This is a genomic window from Pseudomonas sp. NPDC099000 (assembly GCF_044759925.1).
In the GTDB taxonomy this organism is placed as follows: Bacteria; Pseudomonadota; Gammaproteobacteria; order Pseudomonadales; family Pseudomonadaceae; genus Aquipseudomonas.
This window is the reverse complement of the sequence record NZ_JBIWAF010000039.1, coordinates 23,575-44,000: the sequence shown is the minus strand read 5'-3', so window position 1 is coordinate 44,000 and position 20,426 is coordinate 23,575. Positions and strand designations below refer to the sequence as shown.

The 20,426-nt window shown below is 59.3% G+C and carries 20 protein-coding genes; 17 read left to right on the top strand and 3 right to left on the bottom strand.

Annotated features, from left to right (window positions below):
• From rpmA to ACIQV9_RS27040, 4 genes are all read left to right on the top strand, one after another.
• Window positions 1–249: 50S ribosomal protein L27 (gene rpmA / locus ACIQV9_RS27055; protein WP_403107896.1), on the top strand; the 249-nt coding region annotated here is incomplete at its 5' end.
• A gap of 193 nt (window positions 250–442) precedes the next feature.
• Window positions 443–1,666 (top strand): Obg family GTPase CgtA, encoded by a 1,224-nt coding sequence (gene cgtA / locus ACIQV9_RS27050; RefSeq protein WP_010467530.1) that lies wholly within the window; start codon window positions 443–445, stop codon window positions 1,664–1,666.
• 121 nt (window positions 1,667–1,787) lie between these two features.
• Window positions 1,788–2,906 carry a glutamate 5-kinase gene (gene proB / locus ACIQV9_RS27045; protein ID WP_219096089.1) on the top strand — a complete coding sequence of 373 codons (1,119 nt, stop codon included), beginning with the start codon at window positions 1,788–1,790 and terminating at the stop codon, window positions 2,904–2,906.
• A gap of 12 nt (window positions 2,907–2,918) precedes the next feature.
• Window positions 2,919–3,383, top strand: a complete 465-nt coding sequence (locus tag ACIQV9_RS27040; RefSeq protein WP_403107892.1) for a CreA family protein — start codon at window positions 2,919–2,921, stop codon at window positions 3,381–3,383.
• Between the two features lie 114 nt (window positions 3,384–3,497).
• Here the strand turns inward: ACIQV9_RS27040 and rpsT are convergent, their stop codons facing one another.
• Entirely contained in the window at window positions 3,498–3,776 is a 279-nt protein-coding gene (gene rpsT / locus ACIQV9_RS27035) for a 30S ribosomal protein S20 (protein WP_008154937.1), read from the bottom strand.
• A 252-nt stretch (window positions 3,777–4,028) separates the two neighbouring features.
• Here rpsT and murJ point away from each other — a divergent pair, with 252 nt between their 5' ends.
• From murJ to ispH, 6 genes are all read left to right on the top strand, one after another.
• The gene (murJ, locus tag ACIQV9_RS27030; protein WP_403107890.1) at window positions 4,029–5,567 is read left to right on the top strand and encodes a murein biosynthesis integral membrane protein MurJ; all 1,539 of its coding nucleotides are present in this window, start codon (window positions 4,029–4,031) and stop codon (window positions 5,565–5,567) included.
• A gap of 129 nt (window positions 5,568–5,696) precedes the next feature.
• Entirely contained in the window at window positions 5,697–6,647 is a 951-nt protein-coding gene (ribF, locus tag ACIQV9_RS27025; RefSeq protein ID WP_403107888.1) for a bifunctional riboflavin kinase/FAD synthetase, read from the top strand.
• Complete coding sequence (gene ileS / locus ACIQV9_RS27020) at window positions 6,648–9,479, top strand: isoleucine--tRNA ligase (protein ID WP_403107887.1); 2,832 nt, start codon at window positions 6,648–6,650, stop codon at window positions 9,477–9,479.
• A complete protein-coding gene (gene lspA, locus ACIQV9_RS27015) occupies window positions 9,472–9,984 on the top strand; it encodes a signal peptidase II (RefSeq protein WP_403107885.1) in 513 nt (170 codons plus the stop codon). Before ileS ends, lspA begins: the two co-directional genes overlap by 8 nt.
• 7 nt (window positions 9,985–9,991) lie before the next feature.
• Window positions 9,992–10,429 (top strand): FKBP-type peptidyl-prolyl cis-trans isomerase, encoded by a 438-nt coding sequence (fkpB, locus tag ACIQV9_RS27010; protein ID WP_174602658.1) that lies wholly within the window; start codon window positions 9,992–9,994, stop codon window positions 10,427–10,429.
• A 157-nt stretch (window positions 10,430–10,586) separates the two neighbouring features.
• Window positions 10,587–11,534: a 4-hydroxy-3-methylbut-2-enyl diphosphate reductase gene (gene ispH, locus ACIQV9_RS27005; protein ID WP_109634961.1), complete on the top strand. Its 948-nt coding sequence runs from the start codon at window positions 10,587–10,589 to the stop codon at window positions 11,532–11,534.
• Here the strand turns inward: ispH and ACIQV9_RS27000 are convergent.
• Complete coding sequence (locus ACIQV9_RS27000; RefSeq protein WP_403107901.1) at window positions 11,503–12,060, bottom strand: GspH/FimT family pseudopilin; 558 nt, start codon at window positions 12,058–12,060, stop codon at window positions 11,503–11,505. The genes ispH and ACIQV9_RS27000 overlap by 32 nt on opposite strands.
• A 131-nt stretch (window positions 12,061–12,191) precedes the next feature.
• Here ACIQV9_RS27000 and ACIQV9_RS26995 point away from each other — a divergent pair, with 131 nt between their 5' ends.
• Genes ACIQV9_RS26995 through thiO form a run of 7 tightly spaced genes read left to right on the top strand, consistent with a single transcriptional unit; the run spans window position 12,192 to window position 18,956 of the window.
• Complete coding sequence (locus tag ACIQV9_RS26995) at window positions 12,192–12,665, top strand: GspH/FimT family pseudopilin (protein ID WP_403107883.1); 474 nt, start codon at window positions 12,192–12,194, stop codon at window positions 12,663–12,665.
• A complete protein-coding gene (pilV, locus tag ACIQV9_RS26990) occupies window positions 12,662–13,111 on the top strand; it encodes a type IV pilus modification protein PilV (RefSeq protein WP_403107882.1) in 450 nt (149 codons plus the stop codon). The genes ACIQV9_RS26995 and pilV overlap by 4 nt, the downstream gene beginning before the upstream one ends.
• Window positions 13,108–13,821, top strand: coding sequence for a PilW family protein (locus ACIQV9_RS26985; RefSeq protein ID WP_403107880.1), 714 nt, complete (start codon window positions 13,108–13,110; stop codon window positions 13,819–13,821). Before pilV ends, ACIQV9_RS26985 begins: the two co-directional genes overlap by 4 nt.
• The gene (locus ACIQV9_RS26980; protein ID WP_403107878.1) at window positions 13,818–14,288 is read left to right on the top strand and encodes a PilX N-terminal domain-containing pilus assembly protein; all 471 of its coding nucleotides are present in this window, start codon (window positions 13,818–13,820) and stop codon (window positions 14,286–14,288) included. Before ACIQV9_RS26985 ends, ACIQV9_RS26980 begins: the two co-directional genes overlap by 4 nt.
• Window positions 14,275–17,382, top strand: coding sequence for a pilus assembly protein (locus tag ACIQV9_RS26975; RefSeq protein WP_403107876.1), 3,108 nt, complete (start codon window positions 14,275–14,277; stop codon window positions 17,380–17,382). The genes ACIQV9_RS26980 and ACIQV9_RS26975 overlap by 14 nt, the downstream gene beginning before the upstream one ends.
• 14 nt (window positions 17,383–17,396) lie before the next feature.
• Window positions 17,397–17,798, top strand: coding sequence for a type IV pilin protein (locus ACIQV9_RS26970; RefSeq protein WP_083375726.1), 402 nt, complete (start codon window positions 17,397–17,399; stop codon window positions 17,796–17,798).
• Window positions 17,799–17,855: 57 nt separating this feature from the next.
• Window positions 17,856–18,956: a glycine oxidase ThiO gene (thiO, locus tag ACIQV9_RS26965; RefSeq protein ID WP_403107874.1), complete on the top strand. Its 1,101-nt coding sequence runs from the start codon at window positions 17,856–17,858 to the stop codon at window positions 18,954–18,956.
• 128 nt (window positions 18,957–19,084) lie between these two features.
• On the opposite strand, the gene ACIQV9_RS26960 is transcribed toward thiO, so the two are convergent.
• Window positions 19,085–20,425, bottom strand: a complete 1,341-nt coding sequence (locus ACIQV9_RS26960) for a sigma-54-dependent transcriptional regulator (RefSeq protein WP_403107872.1) — start codon at window positions 20,423–20,425, stop codon at window positions 19,085–19,087.
• Window position 20,426: the final 1 nt, after the last annotated feature.

The following is a 20,426-nucleotide window of genomic DNA, read 5'->3' as shown; positions in this document are numbered from 1 at the left end:
ACCCGTAACGGTCGCGTCTCAGAAGCCAAACGCCTTGGCGTGAAGATGTATGGCGGCCAGGTTATCATTCCGGGCAACATCATCGTGCGTCAGCGCGGCACCCAATTCCACGCCGGTTACGGTGTTGGCATGGGTAAAGATCACACTCTGTTCGCTAAAATCGACGGCGTGATCAAGTTCGAAGTAAAAGGCGCTTTCAACCGCCGTTACGTGAGCATTGTCCCGAAGACTGCAGTCGTCGCGGCATAATTACGTAGTTGCTGGAAAAGCCCTGTCTCGCGACGGGGCTTTTTCGTTTGTGGGGTGAGTCTCTTGCAAAGCTGTTTGTGATGGGCTCCAGCGCTGGATTTGCGGTCGTTGATTGAGGTCGCTGCGCTCATTTTTGCAAGAGTCTTATGTCTGGATTTTTTCGGCTCGTCCGTATGACGAGAGGCGTTTTGTTATGAAGTTTGTTGATGAAGTATCGATTCGAGTAAAGGCCGGTGACGGCGGCAACGGTTGCATGAGCTTCCGTCGCGAGAAATTTATTGAAAACGGCGGCCCGAACGGCGGTGATGGTGGTGATGGCGGCTCGGTCTACATGATCGCCGACGAAAACCTCAACACCCTGGTGGACTACCGTTATACCCGGCACTTCGATGCCGAGCGCGGTTCCAACGGCGGCAGCACCGACTGCACCGGCAAGAAAGGTGAGGAGCTGGTGCTGCGGGTTCCGGTCGGCACTACCGTCATCGACTCTGCCACTCAGGAAGTGATCGGCGACCTGACCAAGGCTGGCCAGAAACTGCTGGTGGCTCATGGCGGCTGGCACGGTCTGGGCAACACCCGTTTCAAATCCAGTACCAACCGTGCTCCGCGCCAGACCACTCCGGGTAAGCCGGGTGAGGCGCGTGATCTGAAGCTGGAAATGAAAGTGCTGGCTGACGTCGGCCTGCTGGGCTTGCCGAACGCTGGTAAAAGTACCTTCATCCGTTCGGTGTCGGCCGCCAAGCCGAAAGTCGCCGACTACCCGTTCACCACGCTGGTGCCGAACCTGGGTGTGGTCAGCGTCGATCGCTGGAAAAGCTTCGTGGTCGCGGACATTCCGGGTTTGATCGAAGGCGCTTCCGATGGCGCGGGCCTGGGGATTCGCTTCCTCAAGCACTTGTCGCGTACCCGTTTGCTGCTGCACCTCGTGGACATGGCGCCGCTGGATGACGCCAGCGCCCCGGATGCTGCTGAAGTGATCGTCAGCGAGCTGACCAAGTTCAGCCCGTCCCTGGCTGAGCGTGATCGCTGGCTGGTGCTGAACAAGTGCGACCAGATCCTTGAAGAAGAGCATGACGCTCGCGTCAAGGAAATCGTTGATCGCCTGGAGTGGACCGGTCCGGTCTACGTGATCTCTGCCATCTCCAAGCTGGGCACCGAGCGTCTGTGCCACGACATCATGCGTTATATGGAAGATCGCGCTGACCGTCTGGCGAACGACCCGGTCTACAAGGAAGAGCTGGCCGAACTCGATCAGCGCATCGAAGACGAAGCCCGTGCCCAGTTGCAGGCGCTGGATGATCAGCGTGCCCTGCGTCGCAGCGGCGTGAAGTCGGTCCACGACATCGGCGACGATGATTGGGATGAAGAAGATGTGGATGACGAAGACGGTCCGGAAATCATTTACGTGCGTGACTGATCTGTTGCGATAAACTTGAACGCCGCTCCCTGGAGCGGCGTTTTAGTATCTGGAAATCGGTAGTCACATAACGTCACGGGCAGCGCTGGGTCGCGCTGTCCTCAAGCTAAGGTTGAAGATGATGCGGAGCAAGGTGACAGGTGCGCAGCGTTGGGTCGTGAAGATCGGCAGCGCTTTGCTGACGGCAGACGGCAAAGGCCTGGATCGCGCGGCAATGAGTGTCTGGGTCGAGCAGATGGTGGCTTTGCATGAGGCCGGCGTCGAACTGGTGCTGGTGTCTTCCGGGGCAGTGGCGGCGGGGATGAGTCGCCTGGGCTGGAGCGTACGACCCAGTGCGATGCACGAGCTCCAGGCGGCCGCTGCTATCGGTCAGATGGGGTTGGTGCAGGCTTGGGAATCGAGCTTTGCCGAGCATGGCCGGCATACCGCGCAGATTCTCCTGACTCACGACGACTTGTCTGACCGCAAACGCTACCTGAATGCCCGCAGCACCCTGCGTGCGCTGGTCGAGTTGAAAGTGATCCCGGTGATCAACGAAAACGACACCGTGGTCACTGATGAGATCCGGTTCGGCGACAACGACACCCTGGCGGCACTGGTGGCCAACCTGGTCGAGGCTGACTTGCTGGTGATCCTCACCGATCGCGATGGCATGTTCGACGCTGACCCGCGCAACAACCCTGATGCGAACCTGATTTACGAAGCGCGCGCCGATGATCCGGCGCTGGATGCTGTCGCTGGCGGTACCGGTGGTGCGTTGGGTCGTGGCGGCATGCAGACCAAATTGCGCGCTGCGCGCCTGGCAGCGCGTTCCGGTGCGCACACCATCATCGTCGGCGGGCGCATTGAGCGCGTGCTGGATCGTCTGAAGGCGGGCGAGCGCATCGGCACCCTGTTGTCGCCTGAGCGCGGCATGCTGGCGGCGCGCAAGCAATGGTTGGCCGGGCACCTGCAAACCCGTGGCACGCTGGTGCTGGATGCTGGCGCGGTGACGGCGCTGTCCCAGGGCAACAAAAGTCTGCTGCCGGTTGGCGTCAAACTGGTCCAAGGCAGTTTCCGGCGCGGTGAAATGGTGGTGTGCGTGGCGCCGGACGGTCGTGAAATTGCCCGTGGCCTGGCCAACTACAGCGCGCTGGAAGCACAAAAAATCATCGGTCAGTCGTCTGAGGCGATTGTCGGTCTGTTGGGTTACATGGCGGAGCCGGAACTGGTTCACCGCGATAACCTGATTCTGGTCTGAAGGAATATTTGAATGCGTGTGGCAAAAGGATTGTTGGGTCTGCTGTTGGCAATGCCGCTGCTGGCCTCGGCCGAGGAGATTGGTCAGGTGTCGACGGTGTTCAAATTCGTCGGTCCGAACGACCGTATCGTCGTCGAGGCGTTTGATGATCCGAAGGTCGAGGGCGTGACTTGCTATCTTTCGCGCGCCAAGACTGGCGGTGTGAAGGGCGGCTTGGGTCTGGCCGAGGATCGCGCTGAAGCCTCTCTTGCTTGTCGCCAGGTTGGGCCGATCAACTTCAAGGGTGAACTGAAGGATGGCGAAGAGGTGTTCAAGGAGCGCACATCGCTGGTGTTCAAGACCATGCAGGTGGTGCGCTTTCTCGACAAGAAGCGCAATACGCTGGTGTACCTGGTCTACAGCGATCGCTTGATCGAAGGTAGTCCGCAGAATGCGGTCACTGCAATCCCGATTCTGCCGTGGACGCACGCTCAATAATCTGACGCAAATCGAAATGTGGGAGTGACGCTCCCACATTTTTTTTGGTGCGATCACTTAATCGCAGGCAATAAAAAACCGACCCTGAGGTCGGTTTTTCAACAAGCTTATCGCTTATGCGGCAACAGCAAGGTTCAGAGCCTTGACGTGACCGTTCAGGCGGCTCTTATGACGAGCTGCCTTGTTCTTGTGGATGATGCCTTTATCGGCCATACGGTCGATAACTGGCACAGCCAGAACGTAAGCTGCTTGAGCTTTTTCAGCGTCTTTTGCGTCGATGGCCTTAACTACATTCTTGATGTAGGTACGAACCATGGAACGCAGGCTGGCGTTGTGGCTGCGACGCTTCTCAGCCTGTTTTGCACGTTTTTTGGCGGAAGGTGTGTTGGCCACCGTCGAGCTCCTCGAAAGACTTTTTAGGAAATAGCAAACAAAATAGGCCGCGAATCATGCCGATGAGTTGATGTCTTGTCAAGGGCGGTTGAGACGTTCCGCTAAGTGGTAGGTATAAAGAGGCGGGATATTTATTTCCGGCGCTTGACCTGTAAACTCGCGAGCTTTGGCTCTGTGCTGCTGCGGCGCGGAGTATCGCATAAGTAGGCGCTTTGTTCGCCTGCTGTTTATCGACAGGCACAAACTCTTTCAATGAATCTGCTCAAATCGTTGGCCGCCGTCAGCTCTATCACGATGCTTTCCCGGATTCTGGGGTTCGTTCGTGACACCCTCATTGCACGCACATTTGGCGCCGGGATGGCGACTGACGCCTTCTTCATCGCCTTCAAACTGCCCAATCTGCTGCGAAGAATCTTCGCCGAGGGTGCCTTTTCCCAGGCCTTCGTGCCGATTCTTGCCGAATACAAGAGCCAGAAGGGCGAGGAGGCGACGCGAACCTTCATTGCTTACGTGTCTGGCCTGCTGACGCTGGTGCTGGCCTTGGTCACCGCGCTGGGCATACTCGCCGCGCCGTGGGTCATCTGGGCAACCGCGCCGGGTTTCACCGATACCCCGGAAAAATTCGAGCTGACCACCAATCTGTTGCGAGTGACTTTTCCTTATATATTGCTGATCTCCCTGTCTTCATTGGCCGGTGCGATCCTCAATACCTACAACCGATTCTCGGTGCCGGCTTTCGTGCCGACGTTGCTCAACGTCAGCATGATCGTCTTTTCGGTGTTCCTGACACCGTACTTCGATCCTCCTGTCATGGCTTTGGGTTGGGCGGTGCTCGTGGGTGGCCTGGCGCAGTTGCTTTACCAGCTGCCGCACCTGAAAAAGATCGGCATGCTCGTGCTGCCACGCCTGAATCTGCGTGACAGCGGCGTCTGGCGGGTGATGAAGCAGATGTTGCCGGCGATTCTCGGCGTGTCCGTGAGCCAGATTTCCCTGATCATCAACACCATTTTCGCCTCGTTCCTGGTCGCCGGCTCCGTGTCGTGGATGTATTACGCCGACCGTTTGATGGAGTTGCCGTCCGGCGTACTGGGCGTGGCATTGGGCACCATTCTGTTGCCGACGCTGGCCAAGACCTACGCCAGCAAGGATCGCCACGAATACTCGCGCATCCTCGACTGGGGCCTTCGCCTGTGCTTCGTGCTGGTGCTGCCGTGTTCGCTGGCGTTGGGGATTCTGGCCGAGCCGCTGACGGTTTCGTTGTTCCAGTACGGACAATTCAGCGCGTTTGATGCCTCCATGACCCAGCGGGCGTTGATCGCCTATTCGGTCGGTTTGCTCGGGATTATCGTGATCAAAGTGCTGGCGCCGGGGTTTTATGCGCAACAAAACATCCGCACCCCGGTAAAAATCGCGATTTTCACCCTGATCGTTACCCAGTTGTTCAACCTGGTGCTGATCGGTCCGCTGGCTCACGCCGGTCTGGCTCTGGCCATCAGTGTCGGTGCCTGCATCAACGCCGGGCTATTGTTCTATCAACTGCGCAAGCAGCAGATGTATCAGCCACAACCGGGTTGGGCCAAGTTCGGCCTCAAGCTTGTGATTGCGGTGTTGGTGATGTCTGCTGTGCTGCTGGTCGGGATGCATTTCATGCCAGCCTGGGATCAGGGGCATATGCTGGAGCGGTTCCTGCGTCTGGGTGCATTGGTCGCTGCCGGTGTGGTCAGTTATTTCGGCATGCTGCTGTTGATGGGCTTCCGTTTGCGCGACTTCAATCGCAAGGCGCTGAGCTGAGGTGTTGGCCTCGATAAACATGGGCGAACCGGCGGTTTTGTCGGCTCGATTACTTTGGGTTACGGTGTTGCCTGTCGTCGGCCGCCGGGTGTGGTTATAATCGACCACTTTATGAGCAAGAAGCGCGTTATGCAGCTGGTTCGAGGCCTCCACAACCTGCGCCCCCAGCATCGGGGCTGTGTCGCCACTATTGGCAACTTTGACGGTGTTCACCGTGGCCACCAGGCTATCCTGGCGAGGCTGCGTGAGCGCGCTATCGAGTTGGGCGTGCCCAGCTGCGTGGTGATTTTCGAACCGCAGCCGCGAGAATTCTTCGCCCCGGACACGGCTCCGGCCCGTCTGGCCCGGCTGCGGGACAAACTGCAGCTGCTGGCCGACGAAGGTGTCGACCGGGTCCTGTGCCTGGCCTTCAATCACCGTCTGAGCAAGCTCAGCGCCAGTGAGTTCGTCGATACCATTCTGGTCGACGGCCTCGGCGTCCAGCACCTGGAGGTCGGTGACGACTTCCGGTTCGGCTGTGACCGGGTAGGGGATTTCGATTTCCTGCAACAGGCCGGCATGGTTCAGGGCTTTACCGTCGAAGCGGCGCAAACCGTCGAGCTGGACGGCATTCGCGTCAGCAGCACCCAGGTCCGCAATGCCCTGGCCGCTGCCGATTTTGCCTTGGCCGAGCGGCTGCTCGGGCGTCCGTTCCAGATCACCGGGCGGGTCCTGCATGGCCAGAAGCTGGCCCGCCAGTTGGGTACGCCCACGGCCAACATACAACTCAAGCGTCGTCGCGTGCCGTTGACCGGGGTTTACCTGGTCAACGTCGACATCGACGGCAAGACCTGGCCCGGCGTCGCCAACATTGGCGTACGGCCCACGGTACAAGGTGATGGCAAAGCCCACCTCGAAGTGCATCTTTTAGATTTTGCCGGCGATCTGTATGACCGGCGTTTGACGGTGGTTTTCCACCACAAGCTGCGTGAAGAGCAGCGTTTCGCCTCTCTGGAGGCGCTTAAGACGGCGATCAATGCGGATGTTGCCGCCGCCCGTGCCCTGTCGCACCTAGCGCCAATCGCTAATGAAGAGCCTTAAATGACCGACTATAAAGCCACGCTAAACCTTCCGGACACCGCCTTCCCAATGAAGGCCGGCCTGCCTCAGCGCGAACCGCAGATTCTGCAGCGCTGGGACAGCATTGGCCTGTACGGTAAGTTGCGCGAGATTGGCAAGGATCGTCCGAAGTTCGTACTTCACGACGGTCCTCCTTATGCCAACGGCACGATTCACATCGGTCATGCGCTGAACAAGATTCTCAAGGACATGATCATCCGCTCGAAAACCCTGTCGGGTTTCGACGCGCCTTATGTTCCGGGCTGGGATTGCCACGGTCTGCCGATCGAGCACAAAGTCGAAGTGACCCACGGTAAAAACCTGGGCGCGGACAAAACCCGCGAACTGTGCCGTGCCTACGCCACCGAGCAGATCGAAGGCCAGAAATCCGAATTCATCCGTCTGGGCGTGTTGGGCGACTTCGCCAACCCGTACAAGACCATGGACTTCAAAAACGAGGCCGGTGAAATCCGCGCTCTCGCCGAAATCGTCAAGGGCGGTTTCGTGTTCAAGGGCCTGAAGCCTGTGAACTGGTGCTTTGACTGCGGTTCGGCCCTGGCTGAAGCAGAAGTCGAGTACGAAAACAAAAAGTCCTCGACCATCGACGTCGCCTTCCCGATTGCCGACGAAGCCAAGCTGGCTGCCGCTTTCGGTCTGGCGTCCCTGGCCAAGCCTGCTTCGATCGTGATCTGGACCACCACCCCGTGGACCATCCCGGCCAACCAGGCGCTGAACGTTCACCCGGAATTCAACTACGCCCTGGTCGACGTCGGCGACAAACTACTGGTGCTGGCTGAAGAGCTGGTCGAGTCGTGCCTTGCCCGTTACAGCCTGGAAGGCTCGGTCGTTGCGACCACCACCGGTAAAGAACTGGAACTGATCAACTTCCGTCACCCGTTCTACGATCGTCTGTCGCCGGTTTACCTGGCCGACTACGTTGAGCTGGGCGCTGGCACCGGCGTGGTTCACTCCGCCCCGGCCTACGGCGTGGACGACTTCGTGACCTGCAAGAAATACGGCATGGTCAACGACGACATCCTCAACCCGGTACAAAGCAACGGCGTTTACGTGACATCGCTGGAGTTCTTCGGCGGCCAGTTCATCTGGAAAGCCAACCCGGCCATCGTCGACAAACTGACCGAAGTCGGTGCGCTGCTGCACACCACCATCATCGAACACAGCTACATGCACTGCTGGCGTCACAAGACCCCGCTGATCTACCGCGCCACCGCGCAGTGGTTCATCGGCATGGACAAAGAGCCGGTCAGCGGCGACACCCTGCGCAAGCGCGCACTTAAAGCCATCGAAGAGACTCAGTTCGTCCCGGCCTGGGGCCAGGCACGCCTGCATTCGATGATCGCTAACCGTCCGGACTGGTGCATCTCCCGTCAGCGCAACTGGGGCGTGCCGATCCCGTTCTTCCTGAACAAGGAAAGCGGTGAGCTGCACCCGCGTACCGCCGAGCTGATGGAAGAAGTCGCCAAGCGCGTTGAAGTCGAAGGCATCGAAGCCTGGTTCAAGATGGACGCTGCCGAGTTGCTCGGTGACGAAGCACCGCTGTACGACAAGATCAGCGACACCCTCGATGTCTGGTTCGATTCGGGCACCACGCACTGGCACGTGCTGCGCGGTTCGCACCCGATGGGCCACGAGACCGGCCCGCGTGCCGACTTGTACCTGGAAGGTTCGGACCAACACCGTGGCTGGTTCCACTCGTCGTTGCTGACCGGTTGCGCCATCGACAACCATGCGCCGTACCGCGAGCTGCTGACTCACGGTTTCACTGTGGACGAGTCCGGTCGCAAGATGTCCAAATCCCTGGGCAACGTGATCGCGCCGCAAAAGGTCAACGACACCCTGGGCGCCGACATCATGCGTCTGTGGGTCGCTTCCACCGATTACTCGGGTGAAATGGCGGTGTCCGAGCAGATCCTGCAACGCAGTGCGGACGCCTACCGGCGTATCCGTAACACCGCGCGCTTCCTGCTCTCCAACCTGACCGGCTTCAACCCGGCCACCGACATCCTGCCCGCCGAAGAAATGCTGGCGCTGGACCGTTGGGCCGTGGACCGCACCCTGCTTCTGCAACGCGAGTTGCAAGAGCACTACGGCGAATACCGCTTCTGGAACGTCTACTCCAAGATCCACAACTTCTGCGTGCAGGAGCTGGGCGGTTTCTACCTCGACATCATCAAGGACCGTCAGTACACCACTGGCGCGAACAGCAAGGCCCGCCGTTCGGCGCAAACCGCGCTGTACCACATCTCCGAAGCGCTGGTGCGCTGGATCGCGCCGATCCTCGCGTTCACCGCCGACGAACTGTGGGAATACCTGCCGGGCGAGCGCAACGAATCGGTGATGCTCAACACCTGGTACGAAGGCTTGACCGAACTGCCGGACAACGTCGAACTGGGCCGCGCCTACTGGGAGCGGATCATGGCGGTGAAGGTCGCGGTCAACAAGGAAATGGAAATCCAGCGCGCGGCCAAGGCCGTCGGTGGCAACCTGCAAGCCGAAGTGACGCTGTTTGCCGAAGACGCGCTGAGCGCCGACCTGGCCAGGCTGAGCAACGAACTGCGCTTCGTGCTGATCACTTCGACCGCCAGCGTGGCGCCTTTTGTTCAGGCACCGGCGGACGCGGTAGTCACCGAAGTCAGCGGCCTGAAGCTGAAAATCGTCAAGTCGGCCTTCGCCAAGTGCGCCCGTTGCTGGCACTGCCGTGAAGACGTCGGCGTGAACCCGGAACATCCGGAAATCTGCGGTCGTTGCGTCGACAACATCAGCGGCGCGGGCGAGGTTCGTCACTATGCCTAATGCCGTTGGCCGCTTCGGGCGGCTGAGCTGGCTCTGGTTGAGCTTGTTGGTCCTGGTCATCGACCAGGCCAGCAAGTTTTACTTCGAAGGCTCGTTGAAGATGTATCAGCAAATCGTGGTGATCCCCGATTATTTCAGCTGGACCCTGGCCTACAACACCGGCGCGGCGTTCAGCTTCCTGGCCGACAGCTCGGGCTGGCAGCGCTGGTTGTTTGCCCTGATTGCGGTGGTGGTCAGTGCGGTGCTGGTGGTATGGCTCAAGCGTCTGGGGCGCAACGAAACCTGGCTGGCCGTCGCTTTGGCGCTGGTGCTGGGCGGAGCGCTGGGCAATCTGTATGACCGCATCGCCCTGGGCCATGTAATCGATTTCATTCTGGTGCATTGGCAGAACCGCTGGTATTTCCCGGCGTTCAACTTTGCCGACAGTGCCATCAGCGTCGGGGCCGTGATGCTCGCGCTGGACATGTTCAAAAGTAAAAAGACTGGAGAAGCCGTTCATGACTGAACAGTTATTGGCTGAGCAACGCATCCGCCAGAACACGGAAGTCACCTTGCACTTTGCACTGCGCCTGGAGAACGGCGACACCGTCGACAGCACCTTCGACAAAGCCCCGGCGACCTTCCAGGTCGGCGATGGCAACCTGTTACCAGGTTTCGAAGCAGCGCTGTTCGGCTTCAAGGCCGGCGACAAGCGCACGTTGACGATTCAGCCGGAAAACGCGTTTGGCCAGCCGAACCCGCAAAACGTGCAGATCATCCCGCGTTCGCAGTTCAAGGACATGGACCTGTCGCCGGGTTTGCTGGTGATCTTCAACGATGCGGCCAATACTGAGCTGCCGGGCGTGGTGAAGGAGTTCGATGACGAGCAAGTGACCATCGACTTCAACCACCCGCTGGCCGGCAAGACATTGACCTTTGACGTCGAGATCATCAGCGTCAAATCGCTGTAACTGACCGAACTCGGTCAATTGTAGGAGCGAAGCTTGCTCGCGAAGGCGTCATCACATTCAACATCAATGTCGACTGACACACAGCCTTCGCGAGCAAGCTTCGCTCCTACAGGGATGTAATGATCTAACTTCTTGCGCGCAAGACACGAGGCATAGCATGCAAATCAAACTCGCCAACCCCCGTGGCTTCTGCGCCGGTGTGGACCGGGCGATCGAAATCGTCAACCGCGCCCTGGAAGTCTTCGGGCCGCCGATCTATGTGCGCCACGAAGTGGTTCACAATAAATTCGTCGTCGAGGACCTGCGTGCTCGCGGGGCGATCTTCGTCGAAGAACTGGATCAGGTGCCCGACGACGTCATCGTGATCTTCAGTGCCCACGGCGTTTCCCAGGCTGTGCGTACCGAAGCCGCTGGCCGTGGCCTGAAAGTGTTCGACGCGACCTGCCCGCTGGTGACCAAGGTGCACATCGAAGTCGCGCGTTACAGCCGCGACGGCCGTGAATGCATCCTCATCGGCCACGCCGGCCACCCGGAAGTCGAAGGCACCATGGGCCAGTATGATGGCAGTAATGGTGGCGCGATCTATCTGGTTGAAGACGAGAAAGACGTTGCCTCGTTGCAGGTGGTCAATCCCGACAAACTGGCGTTCGTGACCCAGACCACCCTGTCCATGGACGACACCAGCCGCGTGATTGACGCTCTGCGTGCACGCTTCCCGGCGATCGGTGGTCCGCGCAAGGACGATATCTGCTACGCCACGCAAAACCGTCAGGACGCCGTCAAGCAACTGGCCGATGAATGCGACGTGGTATTGGTGGTCGGCAGCCCGAATAGCTCCAACTCCAACCGCTTGCGTGAACTCGCCGAACGCATGGCCACCCCGGCTTATCTGATCGACGGCGCCGAAGACTTGCAAAAGAGCTGGTTCGACGGTGTCGAGCGTATCGGCATCACCGCTGGCGCCTCCGCGCCGGAAGTGCTGGTGCGTGGCGTGATCCAGCAGTTGCAGGCCTGGGGGGCTACCGGGGCCGATGAATTGGCGGGTCGTGAGGAGAACATCACATTCTCCATGCCTAAAGAGTTGCGCGTGCGCTCCCTGCTTTAACTTTTTTCCCTCCCGGACACAGCGCCTGCTCGGCCTTATCGCTGCGCAGGCTGACGCGACCGGTCGCAGCCAGCACCACCTGGAGCTGGCTGACCGGTTCGCGGGCCGCGCAAATGTGCAGTGTCCCTGCTTGAAAGGCCCGGCCAGGCATCTGTGGTTCGCCGATACGGCTGAAACGGATGTGTCGCCTGACCGGCCAGTTGCCAACAATCGGCACCCGAGCGCCACTCACGCGCTCAATCAGCAGCGGATTGCTGCTGTCCTCCGGCCCTTTGCCACTGATATCCAGAATGATGCGCCAGCCCTGCCCCCAGTCGTCGTTGATGCCATGAATGACGATGGTCTGATTGCGCGCGAGTGCTTCGCTCCTGGCGCTGCGAATACCACTGGCAAGCGACTTCGCCGCCTCCTCGCGATAATTCGATTCCGTAAGCGCCGCGAACGCCGGACTGACCAACAGCAGAACAATTGCGGCAATTGTCAGTCCCATGAGCAGTTCGATCAGGCTGAAACCTCGCTGATGCATGTCATCTCCCTCCGTGGAGTGCTGCGGCCCGCGCAATCCGTGCGCGAGTAATGGCAAATCAACCGTACGCCGGTCGGTCGAATGTTCTAGCGTGTAGAAGCAGGTATAGCCGACGGCAACGGAGGGCACCGATGGATCATCGTACAAAAGGTTTCACGCTGATCGAGCTGCTGGTCTCGCTCGCGGTATTTTTGATCCTGATCACCCTGGCCGTGCCGGCGTTTACCCGGTCGGTGCAAGGCACCAAGGCAGACACCGAAATCGGCGACCTGCAACGCGGACTCAATTTCGCACGACTTGAGGCCATCGACCGGGGCGTCGCCACTCGGGTTCGACCGACCGCTGGTGGCAGTGCCTGGACCAGTGAGTTGGCGGTTTATGACAGTACTGGCACACCGGCCAATGTATTGCGGGTTGTTCCAGCGATGAGCAGCGGCGCGAGTCTGACGCTACCCTCAGGAGTGACCGCCATCGATTTCAACAATCTGGGCGGTTTGTCGGCACCGTCCACGCCCGTGGTGATCAGCTACGTGCTGGGGACGCAAAGCAGGACGCTGAATGTGTGCCTGAACGGACGAATTCTATTGGGTGGAAGTTGCGGATGAGGGAACGGAGCAAACATGCACAGGAGGGCATGACGCTGATCGAGGTACTGGTCGCGTTGGTGATTCTGACCGTGGGGCTGTTGGGCGCGGCGGCGATTCAGCTCAATGCGCTGAAATACACTGACAGCTCGCGGATGACCAGCCAGGCGAGTTTTATTGCCTACGACATGATGGACCGTATCCGCGCCAACTCCGGCGCCGACTACACCGTGACGCCTCCGACGTCGGGCAACCTGAATGTCGCTCGCGATCAGGACCTCTACGATTTCACCACCAATATCGTGAATTTCGGCGGTGCGACGGCCACCGGCACCGTTACGCTGAACCAGCGGGTGTACACCATCACCATCACCTGGGATGACTCGCGCGCCGCCAATATCACCAACTCGCGCCGCAGTTTTGTCTTGACCAGTCGCGCCATGGTCGACCCGGTGGCAACACCATGAGGCGGTCCAGCAGAGGTTTCGGGCTGATCGAGTTGTTGATCGCCCTCGCGTTGAGCCTGATTGTGGTGCTGGGCGTGGTGCAGATTTTCATCGCCGCCAAGAATACCTACGTCAGCCAGAACGCCTCCGCCGCCATGCAGGAAGATGCGCGTTTTGTGTTGAGCAAGATGATTCAGGAAATCCGCATGGTCGGCATGTTTGGCTGCCTGGGGACGATCGCCGATTCAAGTACGGGGGGGAGCTTCGCTGTCAGTCAGATAACACCGATCAGTTGGGATAATGCCAACCTCAAATTGACCCTGGTGACCGCCGATGTGGGAGCGGGTGGCGGGGCGCCAGCCTGGACAGTGGTTTCCGATTGTCGAAACACGGCGACGGCTTATACGAATCCACCGGCTCTGACATCGGGGCAGTTGGCGTTTCCGATCCGACGGCTGATCTACAGCTTCAGCAGCAACAAAATCATGATGGGCTCCGGTACCGGCACGCCGACCCAGTTCGTACTGGTCGATAACGTCAGTGCCTTCAGCGTGCTCTTCGGCCTCGCCAATTCTGCCACTGATGTGGCCACTTCCAGCTACAGCCCTAATCCGTCCGACCCCGCGCGAATTCGCAGCGTGCGCCTGACGCTGACGCTCTACGACCCGAACAGTCGGGTTAAAAATCAAACCTTCACCGTGGTTGCCGCCTTGCGCAACAGGTTGCTATGAGGGAGGCCTCCATGACTTTTCATGCCCAGCGGGGTATGGCGCTGCTGGTCAGCCTGGTGTTTCTGCTGTTGCTGACGCTGATCGGTCTTTCATCGATGCGCAATGCCACGTTGCAGGAAAAAATGGCCGGTAGCGTGAGCTTGCGCAACCAGTCGTTCCAGGGCGCCGAAGCGGCGTTACGCGTAGGTGAAAGCGCGGTGCAGCTGGACAGCTATTCATTACCGGTCTGCAGCCAGTGCGCACCACCGTCGGACTCGTCGACGGTCACTGCCGCCGGCTCCAGTTCCACCTCCGGTGTTACCTGGATTGCCTCCAGCGGCGGCTTCTACGGGGTGCAAAACATCGGCACCACACTCACTGCCGTGAATGTGCCGAGCAACACCTCGGCGACGCTCTACCGGGTGACCGCCGTCGGCATCGCGGGAAACTCGCGCAGCGTCGTGGAGAGTATTTATGCGAAGTATTGAAAGGCGCGGCGGCGTGTGGCGGCTGTTTAGCGGCGTTGTTCTGGGGCTTTACCTGTCCGCACCGGCGTATGCCTTCACACCGTCGGACTCTCCGCTGTTGAGCGCCGCCGCCGTCGCACCGAACGTCATGCTGCTGATCGACGACTCGGGGAGCATGAACAACATCATTTGGGCGCCTGGTTTCGATCCAACGGTCAACCGTGCGCAGATTGCGATTTGCAGTTCCAATTCATCATGTTTAAGCGGCCAGAATCTGGACATGAGTAATAGCAATATTTTGTTGTCGAGTCTGAATCGCGGCGGTTGTTCGACGAACGGCAACTGGTACGGTTTCTATCGTGGTTTCTTGGGACTGTCATCGATCTGTTTGAAGCTGCCCGACCCGGTGGGCAATGAAAACACTCGTTATACGGCTGACTATCTGTCTTATCTGGTGGGCTTGGCCAATGGTTCGAGCAGGGATCTCACCAGTGGTACCGGGGCGATCCCCAATGAATTCCGAATGAACGTTGCGAAGGACGTTTCCACAGACCTTGTAACCAGTAATCGCTCGCTGCGTATCGGGCTGGCGACGTTCAATCCGCCCACGAGCAATAACTCCGGCCCCGGCGGATTAATTGTCCGTGCTGTCAGTGATCTGTCTCCTGTCGGCAGCGTCACCCAAGGCCAGGCGCAAACCAACTTCGACAACCTGATTTCATCGATTGGTGGTTTGAATGCAATAGCCAATACCCCATTGGCGGAAACCTACTATGAAATAAACCGTTATTTCCGGGGGTTGGCGCCGTTCTATAACTCGACACCTGCGACTTACACCAGCCCGATTCAATATCGCTGTCAGAAAAACTATGGTGTGGTAATTACCGATGGCTTGCCGACCTATGACCGGACTTTTCCGACTACCGATCCGCTGGGTGGCACTCGTCTGCCCAACTGGGATGGTGTGAATAACGATGGTGACAACCTGAGTGGTGACGGAGAGGGCGACACGCTGTATCTGGATGACATCGCCAAGTTTGCCTTTGACATCGATATGCGCTCCACAGGAACCGATCTGGCAGGCAAAAGCTGGAATGCTGCGGATTTTCCCAAGCAGAATATAAACACCTACACCGTGGGCTTTACCGCCGCGAACCAGATGTTGTCGGACGCGGCCAACTACGGGCAGGGCAAGTACTATCAGGCGACCGACAGCGCAGGGCTCAACAGTGCATTGTCCTCGGCGCTGAGCGATATCACCTCAAAGGCCGGTTCCGGTGGCGGTGGCGTCGCCAGCGGCACCACCCTGGCCAGCAATTCGAGTTACTTTCAGACCAGTTATGACCCCAAGGACTGGCGCGGCACGATCAAATCCTTTGGCTTCACATCGGCGGGTATCGTGAATACCGCTGCGACACTATGGACCACCGACACCACGATCGTCCCGGGTGCCACAGCGCCGACTTACCAGTCCTGGAACACCCTGACCAACGCCGCCGTCACCCTCGCTTTTGCCAGTTTCTCCCCGGCGCAGCAGACCTCTCTCAGTCAAAGCCTGCCCACCGGCATCACCGGCAGCGATCTGGTGGAGTGGAGCAAGGGCACCAACAAAACCGGGCTCAAGGTGCGCAGCGTGTTGCTCGGCGACATTATCAATTCGCCCCTTGTACTGGCGTCACCCACGGACAAAACCGCCTCCGATCTGGTGGGCGACACCACTTATAGCACCTACCTGGCCACCAAGGCCGCGACCATGAGTCCCAGCCTGGTGGTGAATGCCAACGACGGATTTGTGAATGTCATCAACTCGGCCAATGGCGTTCGGCGTTATGCCTACATGCCTTCAAGTGTGTTGCCATCACTGCGCTACATCGCCGATCCGACCTACATCAACGGTGTGAGCCACAAGTTTCTGGTCGACGGTCAGGTCGGGGTGTTCGATGCCCAATCCAGCAGCGCCTGGAAAACCCTGGCCATTGGCGGAACCGGGGCCGGCGGCAGGACTTTTTATGCGTTGCAGCTGTTCGATGCGTCAGCGGGTAATGTGACCAAGGCGTTGTGGGAGATCAGTGCGCCGACCACCGCCAGCACGGCGAACGTTTTCAATGACCTGGGTTATGCCTATGCTCGACCGGAAGTGGCACGCTTGGCCGACGGTCGCTGGGCTGCGTTCATCTCCAACGGGTATGGCAGCAACACCGGGGTGGCGGCGTTGTATGTGGTGGACATTCGTGACGGCTCGTTGATCAAGAAAATCGTGGTCGACAGCACCGACACCAGCAATGGCCTGTCGTCGGTGAAGCTCAGGGTCAACTCGCAGAATGTGGTGCAGGCCGCCTATGGTGGCGACTTGAAAGGACGGTTATGGAAGTTCGATTTGAGCGCTACCGCCCCCGACACCTGGGGTGTGGCATTCTCCGGCAAGCCGCTGTTTACCACGGCGGGTGGCGCCACCCAGCCCATTACTGTGCAGCCGTTGCTGGCGGACAATCCACTGGGCGGCAAGGAAGTGTTTTTCGGCACCGGCAAATTCAACGAGACTGCCGACAAGACCAACAAGGATTTGCAGGCGTTCTACGCCGTGTGGGATGCGGAGGGCGGAGCGGGCCAGATCACTGTGTCCAGTTTGCAGGCTCAAGCGGTGACCGGTGTGTTCTCGGGCAGCACCGGGCAATTCATCACCACCAGCCAGAACGACGTGACCTATCCGGGGGAGAAGGGCTGGTACCTGCCGCTGGTGTACAACAGCGTGCTGACGGGGGAACGGGTGATCAATCAGGCCAGCCTGGTGCTGGGGCGGATCGTCTTTACCACGGCGAGTGTGGACACCACCGACCCGTGTGCCAGTTTCGGCACCGGCAAACTGGTCGAACTGGATGCGTTCAGCGGTAAGATGCTCAACTATGCGGTGCTCGACACCAACAACGACGGGACGGTCGACAGCACGGACACGGTGTCCAGCGGAGTGATTTTCACCGGTGGCATCCCGACCCTGAACGCCATCGTCAACGGCGCGACCCGCAAGGTCGCGAGCGATTCCAGTGGCGGCATCAACACCCTGGTGGAAAAATCCGGCGGCGGCAGCCGTCGCATCATGTGGCGACAAATACAGTAAGTGAGAGTTAAGGAATGCGCAGATCCAACCGAGGTTTCACCCTGATCGAAATCATGATCGTGATTGCGATCATCGGGATCGTCATCACCATTGGTGCCCCGAGCCTCACCGAATACGTGAAAAAGGGTCGCCGCACCGAAGTGGCCGGGCTGCTTTCCGAACAGGCGCAGATCCTTGAGCGGTTCTACTCGAAGAACAATGTCTACACCGCTGCCACCGGACTGAGCGCCGGCAATGATTTTTACACCATCACCCCGACCCTGACCGATCAAACCTTTTTGCTGACGGCAACACGCAAGACCGGCGCTGCGATGGCGACCGACAAGTGCGGGGACTTCACCCTCACAAACACCGGCGTCAGAAGCATGGTCAATGCGACGTCCGGGCTCGTCACCAAAGATTGCTGGGGTCGCTGAGTTCTTTTTTCGGGCGCCTGTTTGCGCCCTCTGTCTATTTATCGGTTGGATCAGAACATGAGCAGGCAACAGCAAGTGGTGATTGTCGGCGGCGGCGTGATTGGGCTGCTGACGGCATTCAATCTCGCGTCCGAAGTGCAAAGTGTTGTGTTGCTGGATCGTTCGAGTGTGGGGCAGGAGTCGTCATGGGCCGGTGGCGGGATTGTTTCGCCGCTCTATCCATGGCGCTACAGTCCGGCAGTCACCGCGCTGGCGCATTGGTCCCAGGATTTTTATCCACAGCTCGGTGAGCGACTGTTCGCCGCGACCGGTGTTGATCCTGAAGTGCACACCACCGGCCTGTACTGGCTGGATCTGGATGACGAGGCCGAGGCGCTGGCCTGGGCCGAGCGGGAAAACCGCCCGTTGCGGGCTGTGGATATCTCGGCGGCACACGATGCCGTACCGGTGCTGGGCCCCGGGTTTTCCCGGGCGATCTACATGGCCGATGTGGCCAACGTGCGTAATCCGCGGCTGGTAAAGTCCCTCAAGGCTGCGTTGCTGGCGCTGCCGAACGTGACGATTCGTGAACAGTGCGAAGTCAGCGGGTTTATTCGTGAAGGCGATCAGGTCGTCGGCGTGCAGACCTCGGCGGGCCCTGTTCACGGTGATCAGGTGGTCCTGACGGCAGGCGCCTGGAGTGGTGACTTGCTCAAGAGTCTGGACCTTGAATTGCCGGTCGAGCCAGTCAAGGGGCAGATGATTCTGTACAAGTGCGCAGCGGACTTCCTGCCGAGCATGGTGCTGGCCAAGGGGCGTTACGCGATCCCCCGGCGCGATGGGCACATTCTGATTGGTAGCACGCTGGAGCATGAAGGCTACGACAAGACGCCGACCGATTCGGCGCTGGAGAGTCTGAAAGCATCGGCGGTGGAACTGATTCCAGCGCTGGCGGATGCCGAAGTGGTGGGGCATTGGGCCGGATTGCGTCCGGGGTCGCCGGAGGGCATTCCCTATATTGGCCAAGTGCCGGGGTTCGAAGGGCTTTGGCTCAATTGCGGGCATTACCGTAACGGGCTGGTGCTGGCGCCGGCGTCGTGTCAGTTGTTTGTGGATGTGATGTTGGGCAGGGCGCCGATTATTGATCCTGCGCCGTATGCGCCGGCCGGGCGGATCTGACCGCACGATTTTTATCGCCTGCCAGATCGCTTTCGCGGGCAAGCCTCGCTCCTACAAATTTGAGTCGTTCAATACATTTGCGAACGACACACCCCTTGTAGGAGCGAGGCTTGCCCGCGAAGAGGCCCTCAATCCAGCCCCAATTTCTTGAGTCGATAACGCATCGACCTGAACGACAGATTCAACCGCTGAGCCGCCGCCGTGCGGTTCCAACGCGTTTCCTCCAATGCCTGCAGGATCAGTTTGCGTTCGACGTTTTCCAGATATTCTTCCAGGTTGTCGATCTGCGTCAGGTCCGGCACGCCGTTCTCCGCCGTGCAATTACCTTCGGCCAGTCGCAGGTCGCTGGCTTCGATCTGTTTGTTCTCGCACAGGGTGTAAGCCCGTTCCAGCACGTTTTCCAGCTCCCGCACATTACCTGGGAAACGGTAGCTCTTCAGCGCGTCGAGGGCGAGCGGGTGGAGTTTTGCGGCAGGTTGTCCGCTGCCGGCTGCCAGACGCTTGAGCACATGGCTGGCCAGCGGCTCGATGTCGTCGCGGCGCTCGCGCAAAGGGGGAACGCGTAGCTCGATCACGTTCAACCGATAGTACAAATCCTGACGAAAGCGTTCGGCGGTGACTTCGGCGTCGAGGTCTTTGTGGGTGGCGCAAAGGATGCGGACATCGACCACCATTTCTTGCTGACCGCCGACACTGCGAATGGCTTTCTCCTGAATAGCCCGGAGCAGTTTGACCTGCATCGCCAAGGGCAGATCGGCCACTTCGTCGAGAAACAGTGTGCCGCCATGGGCGGCCTGAAACAGCCCGGGTTTGTCTTCGATGGCGCCGCTGAAACTGCCTTTGCGATGACCGAAGAATTCGCTTTCCATCAACTCCGACGGAATTGCCCCGCAGTTGACCGGGACGAACGGTTGATTAGCCCGCGGGCCCTGCTCGTGGATCAGGCGGGCGACCAATTCCTTGCCGCTGCCGGATTCGCCGCTGATGTACACCGGCGCCTGACTGCGGGCAAGTTTGTCGATTTGTTTGCGCAGGTTGCGCATGGGCAATGAATCGCCCAACAACCGGCGATCGATGGCCGTACTGGCGCCCCCCGGTGCCGGCAAGCGCAGGGCGCTGGTGACCAGTTCGCGCAGGCGTGTCAGGTCAACCGGTTTGGTCAGGAAGTCGAAAGCGCCTGCCTTGAGGGCGTTGATCGCCGTTTCGAGGCTGCCGTAAGCGGTGATCATCGCCACTGGCACGTGTGGATAACGCTGCTGGATGTACTGCACCAACTCAAGGCCGGTGCCGTCGGGCAGGCGCATGTCGGTCAGGCACAGGTCGAATGTCTCGCGCATCAACAAGGCCTGGGCTTCGCCAAGGTTTCGGGCACTGTAGGTATCGAGTTTCATCCGTCCCAGGGTGATTTCCAGGAGTTCGCGGATATCCGGTTCGTCGTCGACGATCAGGACTTTTGGCCGTGGGCTCATG

Bases quoted from the DNA above. Each gene is read 5' to 3' on its own strand.
- cgtA (WP_010467530.1), top strand. From the start codon at position 443: ATGAAGTTTGTTGATGAAGTATCGATTCGAGTAAAGGCCGGTGACGGC.
- proB (WP_219096089.1), top strand. From the start codon at position 1,788: ATGCGGAGCAAGGTGACAGGTGCGCAGCGTTGGGTCGTGAAGATCGGC.
- ACIQV9_RS27040 (WP_403107892.1), top strand. From the start codon at position 2,919: ATGCGTGTGGCAAAAGGATTGTTGGGTCTGCTGTTGGCAATGCCGCTG.
- murJ (WP_403107890.1), top strand. From the start codon at position 4,029: ATGAATCTGCTCAAATCGTTGGCCGCCGTCAGCTCTATCACGATGCTT.
- ribF (WP_403107888.1), top strand. From the start codon at position 5,697: ATGCAGCTGGTTCGAGGCCTCCACAACCTGCGCCCCCAGCATCGGGGC.
- ileS (WP_403107887.1), top strand. From the start codon at position 6,648: ATGACCGACTATAAAGCCACGCTAAACCTTCCGGACACCGCCTTCCCA.
- lspA (WP_403107885.1), top strand. From the start codon at position 9,472: ATGCCTAATGCCGTTGGCCGCTTCGGGCGGCTGAGCTGGCTCTGGTTG.
- ispH (WP_109634961.1), top strand. From the start codon at position 10,587: ATGCAAATCAAACTCGCCAACCCCCGTGGCTTCTGCGCCGGTGTGGAC.
- ACIQV9_RS27000 (WP_403107901.1), bottom strand. From the start codon at position 12,060: ATGCATCAGCGAGGTTTCAGCCTGATCGAACTGCTCATGGGACTGACA.
- ACIQV9_RS26995 (WP_403107883.1), top strand. From the start codon at position 12,192: ATGGATCATCGTACAAAAGGTTTCACGCTGATCGAGCTGCTGGTCTCG.
- pilV (WP_403107882.1), top strand. From the start codon at position 12,662: ATGAGGGAACGGAGCAAACATGCACAGGAGGGCATGACGCTGATCGAG.
- ACIQV9_RS26985 (WP_403107880.1), top strand. From the start codon at position 13,108: ATGAGGCGGTCCAGCAGAGGTTTCGGGCTGATCGAGTTGTTGATCGCC.
- ACIQV9_RS26980 (WP_403107878.1), top strand. From the start codon at position 13,818: ATGAGGGAGGCCTCCATGACTTTTCATGCCCAGCGGGGTATGGCGCTG.
- ACIQV9_RS26975 (WP_403107876.1), top strand. From the start codon at position 14,275: ATGCGAAGTATTGAAAGGCGCGGCGGCGTGTGGCGGCTGTTTAGCGGC.
- ACIQV9_RS26970 (WP_083375726.1), top strand. From the start codon at position 17,397: ATGCGCAGATCCAACCGAGGTTTCACCCTGATCGAAATCATGATCGTG.
- thiO (WP_403107874.1), top strand. From the start codon at position 17,856: ATGAGCAGGCAACAGCAAGTGGTGATTGTCGGCGGCGGCGTGATTGGG.
- ACIQV9_RS26960 (WP_403107872.1), bottom strand. From the start codon at position 20,425: ATGAGCCCACGGCCAAAAGTCCTGATCGTCGACGACGAACCGGATATC.